This is a genomic window from Streptomyces sp. NPDC030862 (assembly GCF_055571835.1).
On sequence record NZ_JBVIEN010000009.1, the window covers coordinates 362,887 to 375,024 of the forward strand.

16 protein-coding genes are annotated in these 12,138 nt (G+C 72.6%); 6 read left to right on the top strand and 10 right to left on the bottom strand.

Annotated elements, in window-relative coordinates:
* Nucleotides 1-37: 37 nt before the first annotated feature.
* Nucleotides 38-610, bottom strand: a complete 573-nt coding sequence (locus ACZ42X_RS25195) for a heme-binding beta-barrel domain-containing protein (RefSeq protein ID WP_355365032.1) — start codon at nucleotides 608-610, stop codon at nucleotides 38-40.
* A gap of 286 nt (nucleotides 611-896) precedes the next feature.
* On the opposite strand from ACZ42X_RS25195, the gene ACZ42X_RS25200 reads away from it, so the two are divergent.
* Entirely contained in the window at nucleotides 897-1,259 is a 363-nt protein-coding gene (locus ACZ42X_RS25200) for a DsrE family protein (RefSeq protein ID WP_468294282.1), read from the top strand.
* 3 nt (nucleotides 1,260-1,262) lie between these two features.
* Here the strand turns inward: ACZ42X_RS25200 and ACZ42X_RS25205 are convergent, their stop codons facing one another.
* The 8 genes from ACZ42X_RS25205 to ACZ42X_RS25240 all read right to left on the bottom strand — a co-directional run bounded on the left by ACZ42X_RS25205 (nucleotide 1,263) and on the right by ACZ42X_RS25240 (nucleotide 6,428).
* Entirely contained in the window at nucleotides 1,263-1,523 is a 261-nt protein-coding gene (locus ACZ42X_RS25205) for a DUF3099 domain-containing protein (protein ID WP_468294285.1), read from the bottom strand.
* Nucleotides 1,524-1,655: 132 nt separating this feature from the next.
* Nucleotides 1,656-1,943, bottom strand: coding sequence for a DUF1416 domain-containing protein (locus ACZ42X_RS25210; protein ID WP_468294288.1), 288 nt, complete (start codon nucleotides 1,941-1,943; stop codon nucleotides 1,656-1,658).
* A 43-nt stretch (nucleotides 1,944-1,986) separates the two neighbouring features.
* Nucleotides 1,987-2,832, bottom strand: a complete 846-nt coding sequence (locus tag ACZ42X_RS25215; protein WP_361417002.1) for a sulfurtransferase — start codon at nucleotides 2,830-2,832, stop codon at nucleotides 1,987-1,989.
* Nucleotides 2,833-3,008: 176 nt separating this feature from the next.
* Nucleotides 3,009-3,089: an Ms5788A family Cys-rich leader peptide gene (locus tag ACZ42X_RS25220; RefSeq protein ID WP_352021666.1), complete on the bottom strand. Its 81-nt coding sequence runs from the start codon at nucleotides 3,087-3,089 to the stop codon at nucleotides 3,009-3,011.
* Between the two features lie 233 nt (nucleotides 3,090-3,322).
* Nucleotides 3,323-4,018 carry an LmeA family phospholipid-binding protein gene (locus ACZ42X_RS25225; protein WP_468294291.1) on the bottom strand — a complete coding sequence of 232 codons (696 nt, stop codon included), beginning with the start codon at nucleotides 4,016-4,018 and terminating at the stop codon, nucleotides 3,323-3,325.
* Nucleotides 4,019-4,117: 99 nt separating this feature from the next.
* On the bottom strand, nucleotides 4,118-5,296 hold the full coding sequence (locus ACZ42X_RS25230; RefSeq protein WP_468294293.1) for a hypothetical protein: 1,179 nt from the start codon (nucleotides 5,294-5,296) through the stop codon (nucleotides 4,118-4,120).
* A 10-nt stretch (nucleotides 5,297-5,306) separates the two neighbouring features.
* Complete coding sequence (locus tag ACZ42X_RS25235; RefSeq protein ID WP_355365062.1) at nucleotides 5,307-5,561, bottom strand: MoaD/ThiS family protein; 255 nt, start codon at nucleotides 5,559-5,561, stop codon at nucleotides 5,307-5,309.
* Nucleotides 5,562-5,612: 51 nt separating this feature from the next.
* The gene (locus ACZ42X_RS25240; RefSeq protein WP_468294296.1) at nucleotides 5,613-6,428 is read right to left on the bottom strand and encodes an alpha/beta hydrolase; all 816 of its coding nucleotides are present in this window, start codon (nucleotides 6,426-6,428) and stop codon (nucleotides 5,613-5,615) included.
* Nucleotides 6,429-6,647: 219 nt separating this feature from the next.
* Between ACZ42X_RS25240 and ACZ42X_RS25245 the strand changes: the two genes are divergently transcribed.
* Together ACZ42X_RS25245 and ACZ42X_RS25250 are read left to right on the top strand one after the other, a co-directional pair.
* Complete coding sequence (locus ACZ42X_RS25245; RefSeq protein WP_468294299.1) at nucleotides 6,648-7,433, top strand: response regulator transcription factor; 786 nt, start codon at nucleotides 6,648-6,650, stop codon at nucleotides 7,431-7,433.
* Nucleotides 7,434-7,457: 24 nt separating this feature from the next.
* Nucleotides 7,458-8,486 carry a LacI family DNA-binding transcriptional regulator gene (locus tag ACZ42X_RS25250; protein WP_355365072.1) on the top strand — a complete coding sequence of 343 codons (1,029 nt, stop codon included), beginning with the start codon at nucleotides 7,458-7,460 and terminating at the stop codon, nucleotides 8,484-8,486.
* A gap of 39 nt (nucleotides 8,487-8,525) precedes the next feature.
* Here ACZ42X_RS25250 and ACZ42X_RS25255 read toward each other — a convergent pair whose 3' ends face one another.
* Nucleotides 8,526-8,807: a hypothetical protein gene (locus ACZ42X_RS25255; RefSeq protein WP_468294302.1), complete on the bottom strand. Its 282-nt coding sequence runs from the start codon at nucleotides 8,805-8,807 to the stop codon at nucleotides 8,526-8,528.
* A gap of 165 nt (nucleotides 8,808-8,972) precedes the next feature.
* Here ACZ42X_RS25255 and ACZ42X_RS25260 point away from each other — a divergent pair, with 165 nt between their 5' ends.
* The 3 genes from ACZ42X_RS25260 to ACZ42X_RS25270 are packed head-to-tail and all read left to right on the top strand — an operon-like array spanning nucleotide 8,973 to nucleotide 12,123.
* The gene (locus ACZ42X_RS25260; protein ID WP_468294305.1) at nucleotides 8,973-9,947 is read left to right on the top strand and encodes a S1C family serine protease; all 975 of its coding nucleotides are present in this window, start codon (nucleotides 8,973-8,975) and stop codon (nucleotides 9,945-9,947) included.
* 29 nt (nucleotides 9,948-9,976) lie between these two features.
* The gene (locus ACZ42X_RS25265) at nucleotides 9,977-10,699 is read left to right on the top strand and encodes a response regulator transcription factor (protein ID WP_468294308.1); all 723 of its coding nucleotides are present in this window, start codon (nucleotides 9,977-9,979) and stop codon (nucleotides 10,697-10,699) included.
* Complete coding sequence (locus tag ACZ42X_RS25270; RefSeq protein WP_468294311.1) at nucleotides 10,696-12,123, top strand: sensor histidine kinase; 1,428 nt, start codon at nucleotides 10,696-10,698, stop codon at nucleotides 12,121-12,123. The genes ACZ42X_RS25265 and ACZ42X_RS25270 overlap by 4 nt, the downstream gene beginning before the upstream one ends.
* Nucleotides 12,124-12,138 lie beyond the last annotated feature (15 nt).

Here is a 12,138-nt window from a genome sequence, read left to right on the forward strand (position 1 = left end):
CTCCAGTGTAGGAGCACCGACCGCCGGTTCACCGGGCCTACTTGAAGAAGGCGATGCCGTCGTCCGGCAGGTCGCCCAGGTCCTTGGCCCACGCCGCGACCTCGTCGGGCGTGACGACCTTCTTCAGGTGCGCCGACATGTACGGCCGCAGCGGCACCTCGGGCGTCGACTTCTCGCCGACCCACATCAGGTCGCCCTTCACGTAGCCGTACAGCCGCTTGCCACCGCTGTACGGCCCCGAGGCCGCGGTGCGCGCGACGGCGTCCGTGACCAGGTCGATCTGCGGCTTCTGGTCGGCGAGCTCGCCGTACCACACCTCGACGACGCCCTGGTCGCGCACCATCACGATCTCGACCTTGCGGTCCTTGTCGATGCGCCAGTAGCCGCTCTCGCTCTCCAGGGGGCGGACCTTCTGGCCCTCGGCGTCCAGGACCCAGGTGCGGGAGGTGTACTCGATGAAGTCCCGCCCGTCATGGCTGAAGGTCACGGACTGACCGAAGTTGCACTTCTCGGCACCGGGGAAGTCGGAGACACCCGCGCCCTCCCACGTGCCCAGGAGGAACGCGAGGGGGACGAGGTCGGGGTTCAGGTCGGACGGGATCTCGATCATGAGCAGCTCTGTCGGTCGGTGGGAGTGGTCAGCGCTGGCCCTGGTACAGCTTCTTCACGGTCAGGGCGGCGAAGGCGACGACGCCGATGCAGACCAGGACCAGCAGGGCGGAGAAGAAAGCCTCAAGCACGGGTGCTCCTCGGTGAGCGATGTGGGTGAAGAAGGGGCCGGTTCCCAGCGTAATGGGTGGGACCCGGCCCCTCGGTGTGAGGTGCGCCCGTGCGCCCGTGCGCGCGGCGTCAGCCGAGGACGACCACGGCGAGGGTGTCGCCATTACAGTTCGACCATGGCGAAGAAGCTCGTGATCAAGGTGACCGCCGGGGCCGACGCCCCGGAGCGGTGCTCGCAGGCGTTCACGGTGGCGGCGGTGGCCGTGGCCAGCGGGGTGGAGGTCTCGCTCTGGCTGACCGGCGAGTCGTCGTGGTTCGCGCTGCCCGGGCGCGCAGCCGAGTTCGAGCTGCCGCACGCCGCGCCGCTGCCGGAGCTGATCGAGTCGATCCAGGCGAACGGGCGCATCACGCTGTGCACGCAGTGCGCGGCGCGCCGGGAGATCACGGAGAAGGACGTGCTGGAGGGCGTGCGCATCGCGGGCGCGCAGGTCTTCGTCAGCGAGGCGCTGGCCGACGGCACGCAGGCGCTCGTCTACTGAGGCCTACCGGCCCCTCCGCTTGCCGTCGAGCTCGTCCCACCACTCGTCGGACTTCGGATCGCCGGACGGGTCGTCCCACCAGCGGTCGTCCGGCCCGCGCCGGTTGGCGATCATCGCGGCGACGGGCGGGATGACCATGGCGATGAAGCACATCGCGATGGCCGCGGGCACCGACCACAGCCGTACGACGGCCCAGGCGCTCACGAAGAGCACCAGACAGGCCGTCATCATCCGGAGGTAGGCGCGCCGGCGCTGCGCGTACATATGTCCAGCGTACGACCGAAGGGCCGCACCTCGGTCCCGGTAAGCGTCCAACCCCCAGGAGGCGCGGCCCTTCGGCCGGTATGTGTGACGTCGCCGTCAGACGCGTCGCCGCGTCAGACGCGCCGGACCGCGTCAGACCGCGATCGCGACCTCGGCCAGGCCGCCCTGCTGCGCGACGACCGTGCGGTCGGCCGTGGCGCCGGGGACCAGCGCGCGGACGGTCCACGTGCCCTCGGCGGCGTAGAAGCGGAACTGGCCCGTCGCGGAGGTCGGGACCTCGGCGGTGAACTCGCCGGTCGAGTCCAGCAGGCGGACGTAACCGGTGACGGGCTCGCCGTCACGGGTCACCTGGCCCTGGATCGTGGTCTCGCCGGGCTTGATCGTCGAAGCGTCCGGGCCGCCGGCCTGTGCTCCACACATGGGTACTCCTGAGGGGTGTGAGGGGTGGACGGGAGGTCCGGGATTACTTGTTGGCGCCGAGCTCGATCGGCACGCCGACGAGGGAGCCGTACTCGGTCCACGAGCCGTCGTAGTTCTTGACGTTCTGCTGGCCGAGCAGCTCGTGCAGGACGAACCAGGTCAGGGCCGAGCGCTCACCGATGCGGCAGTAGGCGATCGTGTCCTTCTCCAGGTCGACCTGCTCCTGGGCGTAGAGCTCCTTGAGCTCCTCGTCGGACTTGAAGGTGCCGTCGTCGTTGGCGTTCTTCGACCACGGGATGTTGCGAGCGCTCGGCACGTGGCCGGGGCGCTGCGACTGCTCCTGCGGGAGGTGCGCCGGGGCGAGCAGCTTGCCGCTGAACTCGTCGGGGGAACGCACGTCGACGATGTTCAGGCTGCCGATGGCGGCGACCACGTCGTCACGGAAGGCGCGGATGGAGGTGTCCTGGGCCTTGGCCTTGTACTGGGTGGCCGGGCGGTTCGGGACCTCGGAGCCGTCGACCAGGTCGCGGGAGTCGAGCTCCCACTTCTTGCGGCCGCCGTCGAGGAGCTTGACGTTCTCGTGGCCGTACAGCTTGAAGTACCAGTAGGCGTACGCCGCGAACCAGTTGTTGTTGCCGCCGTAGAGGACGACGGTGTCGTCGTTGGCGATGCCCTTCGCGGACAGGAGCTTCTCGAAGCCCTCCTGGTCGACGAAGTCGCGGCGGACCGGGTCCTGGAGGTCCTGCTTCCAGTCGATCCGGACGGCGTTCTTGATGTGGTTCTTGTCGTACGCCGAGGTGTCCTCGTCGACCTCGACGATGACGACCTTCGGGTCGTCGATGTGGGCCTCGACCCAGTCGGCGTCTACCAGGACGTCGCTGCGGCTCATGCTGTTTCTCCTCCGGGGCAGTGTGCGGCGGGGTGTGGCGGGTGGTGCCGGCCGGCCGTCGGACCGCTCGTCGTGTACGGGGTACGCGGGGCGGGCGCGCTCGTCGGCTGCGTTCGGCACGGGGATGGGCCCGAGGTGCTCAAGGGCCCGGGGAAGGCGGGAGGTTGATGTCCCGCTCAGACGGAGCGACAGAGCATGGCGGCGACGCGGCACAGGTCTACTGCCCGCCGCTTCGTGAGTTCCGCCTGTCGCTTCATGGGTCAGATCGTAGGGACGGACGGGCGGTCGTGTCACCGGCGTGTCGTATGTCGAGACGCGATCATCCGCATTGTGGGATGGGAGGGGTCTCCGGAGCCTCCCCGGCCCACCGCCGCTCAGGCCGTCGTCGCAGGTGGTTTACGGAGCGGACGCCGCCGTCTCACCATGTGGCCGGGGGCGCGAGGCGGGCCCCGCCGACACCCCGCCGACACCCCCCGTCGTCAGCCCGTCGTCAGCCCGCCAGGGCGACGTTCGTGCCGGTCAGCGTGATGACGACGCCCTCGGCCGTCGCCTCCACCTTCTGGAGCTTGAGGCCGGCCGGCAGGCCGGCGACCGAGCGGTCGAAGTCCGTGCGCTCGCGGACCCGCTCCTCCACGCCGGGTATGCCCTCGCCGGGGACCTCGTCGGCGCGGACCCGGATCGTGGTGCCGTCGGCGATGCTCACGGTGGACATGACGCTGCGCGTGACCCGGCCCAGGACCGGGACGTCCACCGAGCCGGTGACCTTGACCTTGCCGTTGCCGCCGTAGGCGACGGTGACGTCCTCGCCGGACGCCTTGGCGAGCTCGGCGTACGAGACGCGCGCGGTGCCGGTGGCGTTGGCGGCGGTGGCCGTGGAGAAGTTGTTCCCCAGGCGCACGTCGTGGAGCGCGGCGGTCATCGTGGCGATGCGCAGCGTCCGGCCGCCGGCCGACGCCTCGACGCCGTTGAGGGTGACGTCGACCTCGTCGAGCTCCTTGCCGAGGACCTGCGTCAGGAACGGGAAGCCCTTGATGGAGACGTCCGCCGAACCGCCGCCCACGCCGCGCTGGGCCTGGACCTTGGCGGCCACCTCGCCCTCCGCGTAGTTCACCGCCAGCCGGTCCGCGGCGATGGAGAGGCCACCGAGTACCACGGCGGTGATCAGCAGTATTCGCAGTGCTCGCATGGTTCGGTGATCCCCCACCCTTGTCGCGCCCGGCCCCCCGTCACGTCATGATCGACGTACGGGATCGTTCATTGGTTCCCTCACCGGTAACCCCGGCCGTCACACCAGGACGCGTCCCAGCAGGTACACGGCGGGCGTGGCGAGCGCGAGCGGCAGCGCCACCCCGGCCGTCATGTGGACGAACCGCGACGGGTAGTCGTAGCTCGCCACCCGGTGGCCGACCAGCGCGCACACCCCGGCCCCGAGCCCCAGCAGCGCCCCGTCGAGCGCTCCGGCGCCGAGCGGCCCCCCGGCCGCGGCCCCGGCGCCCGCGGCCGCCAGCAGGCCCCCGACGAGCGACACGGCGCCCGGCAGCGGCAGCGCCCGGACGAGCACCGCGGCCCCGGCCGCGAGGGCGCCCACGACCACCGCGTCCGACGCGGCCGCGAGGTACCCGGCCGCGACGACGGCGAGCGCCGACGAGACGACCGTGGCCATCAGGCCGTACTGACGCTCGTCGGCGCCCGCGTGGCTGCGCAGCTGGAGGACGAGCACCAGCAGCACCCAGACGCCGAGGGTGCCGAGGATCGCGACGGGCGCGTGCTCCTCACCGGCGGCGAGCAGCGCGATGTCGGCGGTGACGCCGCCCGCGAAGGCGAGCGCGATGCCCTGACGGGCCGGCCACATGCCGTTGAGCCGGAACCATCCGGCGGCCGTGACCGCCTGGAGCAGGACCAGCGGGACGAGGAGCCCGTACGGGGAGAGGGCGGCGCCCGCGGCGAGCAGGACGCCGAGCAGCGCCGTCAGGGCGGCCGGCTGGATGCCGGGCTCGATGATCGGCGAGCGCCCCTCGGCGCGGGCGCGCTGGGCGTCGGTCATCCGGGCGTTGCCCAGCGTGGTGGGCGCGCCGTACGCGGGTTCGGGCGCCACGGCGGCCGGAGCGGGTGCCGCCGCGGCGGGCGGCGCGGCGGTCACCGGCCGCAGCATGGTCGTCGGGGTGTCGTACGGCACCTCGGGCGGCAGCGGGTACGAGACCGGGGCCGGGGCGGGAGCCGCCGCCTCCTGGGGCTGCGCGGCCGGCTGGTAGTGGGTGTCCCAGGTCTGGCCCTGCCAGGTCTGTGCGACGCCGGGCTCCTGGTGGCCGTGCGACGGCTCACCGTACGGCTGCTCGCCGTACGGCTGCTGCCCGTACGTCTCCCGGCCGTAGGCCTGCTCCCGGTACGCCTGCTCCCCGTACGACGGTTCGCCGTAGGAAGGGTCGCCGTACGACGGGTACTGCTGGTCGCTGCTGCTGCTCATGGTGTGCGGTTCACCCTCCTGCGAACGGCGGGAGCACCTCGACCGTGCCGCCCTCGGCCAGCCGTACGGTCTCATGCGCCCGGGTGCCGACGGGGTCACCGTCGACCAGGAAGGAGCACCGCTGGAGCACGCGGGCGAGCTCGCCCGGGTGCCGCTCGCGCACGGCCTCCAGCGCCTCGGCCAGGGTCTCCGCGGCGTACGGCTCCTCGGCGGTCCCGGCGGCGGCCTTGGCCGCGGCCCAGTAGCGGATGGTCCCCGCTGCCATAGCGGCACTCCTCTCGTCGGCCTCCACGGCCTCGTCGGCATCCATGATGGGCTATGCCGCCGACAGCCAGTCCGCGAGCCGGGCGAGCAGGGCGTCGTCGGCGGCGTTCTCGGCGTGGCCCATGCCCGGCTCCAGCCACAGCTCGCACGGTCCGGCCGCCGCCAGCATGCGCGGATGGTCCAGCGGGAAGTACGGGTCGCGGTCGCCGTGCACGATCAGCAGTGGCGTCGGCGCGATCAGCGGCACCGCTTCGAAGGGCGGCATCGGCACCGGGTCCCAGTCGCGGTCGTGGATGCGCGTGCGCAGCCCGTAGCGGCCGACCAGGCGCCCGGCGGGCCGGGTCACCACCCAGTGCAGCCGGCGCATCGGGGCCGTACCCCGGTAGTACCAGCGCGCCGGCGCGCTCACGGCGGCGACCGCGTCCGCGCGCGCCCTCGGGTCGTCCCGGTACAGCGCCCCGTGCCGCAGCACCACCGACCCGCCCATGGAGAAGCCGACCGTCACCACACGCGTGTACCCGAGCTCCCGCGCCCAGCTCACCGCCGCCGCCAGGTCCAGCACCTCGCGGTCCCCGACCGTTGACCGGCCCCCGGAGCGCCCGTGCCCGCGGAAGGAGAAGGTCACCACCGCCGCGCGCCGCCGGAAGGCCCGCGCGGCCCGCCGGACGGCCGGCCGGTCCACCGAGCCGGTGAATCCATGGGCGACAACGACGGCTGTGTCCGTAAGACTGTCCCTATGGCCCCTATGCGGCTCGTGCACCGCTTCGATACGGATCCCGTCAGGGGTACGGAGGGTGGCGCGCAGAAGGCCGGGAGTGACCGAGGAAACATCCGCGATGTGAAACGCACCCTCTGTCTCGGACCCCATGTCGGCTATTGTGCTGCGAAGAGGATCCGGGCAAAGCAGCCCCCGGGTCCTTTTGTGTTTTGCCGCCGTTGTTACAGACGGATGAACAAAGGCTCTCAGGGCGCGGGAGTCGACAGCAGTGCCAGGACGTCCTCGCAGGGACCGAGGAGGAACCGACGTTATGGGCGAGCGAACCGTGCACGACCGTGAAACGACGACCCGGGCAGGTGGGGCGTCGCGATGAGCTCTCTGCTGCTCCTGACCAATGCCCTCCAGCCGTCCACGGAGGTGCTCCCCGCCCTCGGACTGCTGCTGCACAACGTGCGGGTGGCCCCCGCCGAAGGCCCCGCACTCGTCGACACCCCCGGTGCCGACGTGATCCTCGTCGACGGCCGCCGCGACCTGCCGCAGGTGCGGTCGCTGTGCCAGCTGCTGCGCTCCACCGGGCCCGGCTGCCCGCTGATCCTGGTCGTCACGGAGGGCGGCCTCGCCGCCGTCACCGCCGACTGGGGCATCGACGACGTCCTCCTGGACACCGCGGGCCCCGCCGAGGTCGAGGCGCGGCTGCGCCTCGCGATGGGGCGCCAGCAGATCACCGCCGACGACTCCCCGATGGAGATCCGCAACGGCGACCTCTCGGTCGACGAGGCGACGTACAGCGCGAAGCTGAAGGGCCGGGTCCTGGACCTCACCTTCAAGGAGTTCGAGCTGCTGAAGTACCTCGCCCAGCACCCGGGCCGGGTCTTCACGCGTGCCCAGCTCCTGCAGGAGGTGTGGGGCTACGACTACTTCGGCGGTACGCGGACGGTCGACGTCCACGTACGGCGGCTGCGCGCCAAGCTGGGGCCCGAGCACGAGTCGCTGATCGGGACCGTCCGGAACGTCGGCTACCGGTTCGTCACCCCGGAGAAGGTGGACCGCGCCGCCGAGGAAGCCCGTACGAAGGAGGCCGAAAAGGCCGCCGTCACCCGTACGGCCGACACCGAAGAGGTACAGGAAGCGGCCGTACGACCTGCCCAGAGGTAGGTCCCCCCGCGTAGACTGCGGCGCGTGGCCAAGGTGACGCGGGACGACGTGGCACGACTTGCGGGTACTTCGACCGCGGTCGTGAGCTACGTCATCAACAACGGACCCCGGCCGGTCGCCCCGGCCACGCGCGAGCGGGTACTCGCAGCGATCAAGGAGCTGGGCTACCGGCCCGACCGCGTGGCCCAGGCGATGGCCTCGCGGCGCACGGACCTCATAGGCATGATCGTCCCCGACGCCCGGCAGCCGTTCTTCGCCGAGATGGCGCACGCGGTCGAACGAGCCGCCGCCGACCGCGGCAAGATGGTCCTCGTCGGCAACTCCGACTACCGCGACGAGCGCGAGCTCCACTACCTGCGGGCCTTCCTCGGCATGCGCGTCGCCGGGCTCATCCTGGTCAGCCAGGGCCCCAGCCAGCGCGCCGCGCAGGAGATCGAGGCGTGGGACGCCCGCGTGGTGCTGCTCCACGAGCGGCCCGAGGCCATCGACGACGTCGCCGTCGTCACGGACGACATCGGCGGCGCGCAGCTCGCCGTCCGCCACCTCCTGGAGCACGGCCACGCGTACGTCGCCTGCCTCGGCGGCGTCGAGTCGACCCCGGCCGTCGGCGACCCGGTGGCCGACCACGAGGAGGGCTGGCGCCGCGCGATGCTGGAGTCCGGCCGCTCGGTGGAGGGCCGGCTGTTCCAGGCCGCGTACAACCGCTACGACGCGTACCAGGTCGCCCTGAAGATCCTGTCCGGGCCGGACCGGCCCCCGGCGATCTTCTGCTCCACCGACGACCAGGCCATCGGCGTCCTGCGCGCCGCCCGGGAGCTCCGCCTCGACGTCCCCGGCGACCTCGCGGTCGCGGGCTTCGACAACGTCAAGGAAGCCGCCCTGACGGACCCGCCCCTGACGACGGTCTCCTCCGACCGCCCGGCGATGGCCCGCGCGGCGGTGGACCTGGTCCTCGACGACGGCCTGAGGGTGGCGGGGTCGCGCCGGGAGCGGGTGAAGCAGTTCCCGTCGGCGCTGATCGTCCGACGGTCGTGCGGCTGCGACGGCGAGTAGCGCCTCCAGAGCACGTAGCGCCGCCAGGGCGGGCCGCCCTCACTCCGGCCGCGAAGCCTCCCCCGGCGCCGCCCAGAACTGGGCGACGGCGATCAGCCCCAGGCCGCCCAGCATGAGCGCGGCCGTCGCTTCGTACGGCAGCAGGCGCGGCGCCACCAGGCCCGCCGCCACGAGCAGGGCGCCGGCACCCCAGAGCCGTGGACGGTGCACGCCGCGGTAGAGCCAGGGGAACAGCAGGCGGCCCGTCGCCAGGGCGAGCACACCGGCCGCGCCCAACGACAGGGCCATCACGGTGGTGACCACCGCGAAGAACGTCGACATCCGTATCCTCCCCCGCACCTCCCGCGAGGCGACCGCCGGATGATCTCAGCAACGAGGGGTCGGGCACCATCCCGGGGCGCTCTTTACACCGGGCATACGAGACTCTTCCCGGACTCTCAGGGCATCCTCAGCGTCCTCTCATGTACGGCTCCGAGAGTCGTATCCATGACGGACTACTCGCAAGGTGACCAGCAGCAGACGTTCCCGCCGTACCCGCCGCCCCCGGCGTACGCGCCCGCGCCGCCCGTGCCGCCCGCACCGCCCGTGCCGCACCGGCGCGAGCGGGCCCGGCGGCCCGTGGCGCTGATCGTCGCCGTCGCCATCGCCGCCGCCGGGATCGGGGGCGGGGCGTCGGCGCTGGTCCAGCAGCTGACCCGGGGCGGCGGCCCGAGCACGGGCGGCGCGGTCAACGGGACGAGCGTGGCGCAGTCCAGCAAGGGCACGGTCGCCGGGGTCGCGCAGGCGGTGTCGCCGAGCATCGTCGAGATCAAGGCGGCGTCCACGGCCGGGCAGTCCACCGGGTCCGGCGTGATCATCACCGGGGACGGCGAGATCGTCACCAACAACCACGTGATCTCCGGCGCCTCCGAGATCACCGTCCGGCTCAGCGACGGCAAGACGTACGCCGCCGAGACCGTCGGCACCGACCCCGGCAAGGACCTCGCGCTGATCAAGCTCAAGGGCGCGTCCGGGCTGAAGCCCGCCGCCCTCGGCGACTCCGACAAGGTGCGCGTCGGGGACGAGGTCGTCGCGATCGGCTCGCCCGAGGGCCTGACCGGCACCGTCACCAGCGGCATCGTCTCCGCGCTCGACCGTGACGTGACGGTCTCCAAGGAGGAGGACCAGCGGCAGCGGGACCCGCGCCAGGGGTGGCCGTTCGAGTTCGACGGGCGGGAGTTCAACGGCGACACGGGGCAGTCGAAGACGACGTACAAGGCCATCCAGACCGACGCCTCCCTCAACCCCGGCAACTCCGGCGGCGCGCTGATCAACATGAACGGCGAGGTCATCGGCATCAACTCCGCCATGTACTCGCCGAGCGCCGCCACCGGCTCCACCGCCGGCAGCGTGGGCCTCGGTTTCGCCATACCCGTCAACACCGTCAAGGCCGACCTCGACGGCCTCCGCGACGGCTCCTGACCGCGTGCGAGGCTGGCCCCATGAACCCCGTGAACGCACCCGCTGACGCCGAGCGCATCCTGATCGTCGACGACGAGCCCGCCGTCCGCGAGGCGCTCCAGCGCAGCCTCGCCTTCGAGGGGTACGGCACCGAGGTCGCCGTCGACGGCGTCGACGCGCTCGCGAAGACCGAGGCGTACGCACCCGATCTTGTGGTCCTCGACATCCAGATGCCCCGCATGGACGGCCTGACCGCCGCGCGCCGCATCCGCGCCGCCGGGTCCACCGTGCCGATCCTGATGCTGACGGCCCGGGACACGGTCGGCGACCGCGTCACCGGCCTGGACGCGGGCGCGGACGACTACCTCGTCAAGCCGTTCGAGCTGGACGAGCTGTTCGCCCGGATCCGGGCGCTGCTGCGGCGCAGCTCGTACGCCCGGACCGTGGGCGAGCAGCCGGAGGCGGAGGTGCTGAGCTTCGCGGACCTGCGGATGGACCTGGCGACGCGCGAGGTGACGCGGGGCGGGCGGCGCGTGGAGCTGACCCGTACCGAGTTCACGCTCCTGGAGATGTTCCTGTCGCATCCGCGCCAGGTGCTGACGCGGGAGCAGATCCTCAAGGCGGTATGGGGCTTCGACTTCGAGCCGAGCTCCAACTCCCTGGACGTGTACGTAATGTACCTGCGGCGCAAGACGGAGGCGGCGGGCGAGCCGCGCCTGGTCCACACGGTGCGGGGCGTGGGGTACGTGCTGCGCGCCGGGGGCGACGGATGACCGGCCCGGTGGCGCGGTTCCGGGCGCTGCCGCTGCGCTCGCGCCTCGCCCTGCTGACCGCCACGGCCGTGGCGGTGGCGGTGGCCGCGGTGTCGGTGGCGTGCTGGCTGCTGACCCGGGCGCAGCTGCGGGACGAGCTGGACAACTCGCTGTACAGCCTGTCGGCCTCGGAGGACTACCAGCGGCTGACCGAGCTCACCTGCCGTCCGTCCGGCGGCCCGGGGCAGGCCAACACGGCGCCGGGGACGGCGTATGTGCAGCTCGTGCGTCCGGACGGCAGCCGGTGCGTGGGGCCCGGCAGCCCGCCCGTGGTCGTCGAGCGGTCCGACGCCGAGGTCGCGGCGGGGCTGCGGGCCGAGTCGCTGCACGACGGTGTCACCACCGGCGGGCAGTCCGTGCGGGTGCTCACCCGCACCGACGACAAGACCCGGTACACGGTGTCCATCTCCCGGCCGCTGACGGAGGTGGACGGCGCGCTGAACCAGCTCGCGCTGGTCCTCACCGTGCTGGCCGGCATCGGGGTCGTCGGGGCCGGGGCGGCCGGGCTGTGGGTGGCCCGCACCGGGCTCAAGCCCGTCGACCGGCTCACCGGGGCGGTCGAGCACGTCGCGCGCACCGAGGATCTGACGGTCCGCATCCCCGTCGAGGGCGAGGACGAGATCGCCCGCCTGTCGCGGTCGTTCAACGCGATGACGGCCGCCCTCGCCTCCTCCCGCGACCGGCAGGCGCAGCTGATCGCCGACGCGGGGCACGAGCTGCGTACGCCGCTGACCTCGCTGCGGACCAACATCGAGCTCCTGGCTCGCAGCGAGGAGACCGGCCGGGCCATCCCGCCCGAGGACCGGCGGGCGCTGCTGGCGTCGGTCAAGGCGCAGATGACGGAGCTGGCGGCGCTCATCGGCGACCTCCAGGAGCTGTCCCGGCCGGACGCGGCCGGATCGGGCGGCCGGCTGGAGGTGGTGGCGCTGCACGACCTGCTGGACACCGCGCTCCGGCGGGCGCGGCTGCGCGGGCCGGAGCTGACGATCACGGCCGAGGACGTTCGCCCCTGGTACGTACGGGCCGAGGCGGCCGCGCTGGAGCGCGCACTGGTCAACGTCCTCGACAACGCGGTGAAGTTCTCGCCGCCGGGCGGCACGATCGAGGTCGCCCTGGTGGACGGTGAGCTGACGGTGCGGGACCACGGGCCGGGCATCTCCCCCGAGGAGCTGCCGCACGTCTTCGAGCGCTTCTGGCGCTCACCGTCGGCCCGCAGCCTGCCGGGCTCGGGGCTCGGCCTGTCGATCGTGGCCCGCACGGTGACCCGGGCGGGCGGCGAGGTGCGGCTGATCCCGGTGGGCCCGAAGGAGGGTGGCGGCACCCGCGCGGTGGTCCGCCTGCCGGGCGCGCCGACACCGCCGCCGGGGACCGCGCCCCAGAAGTGAGCGGGGCGGCCGGAC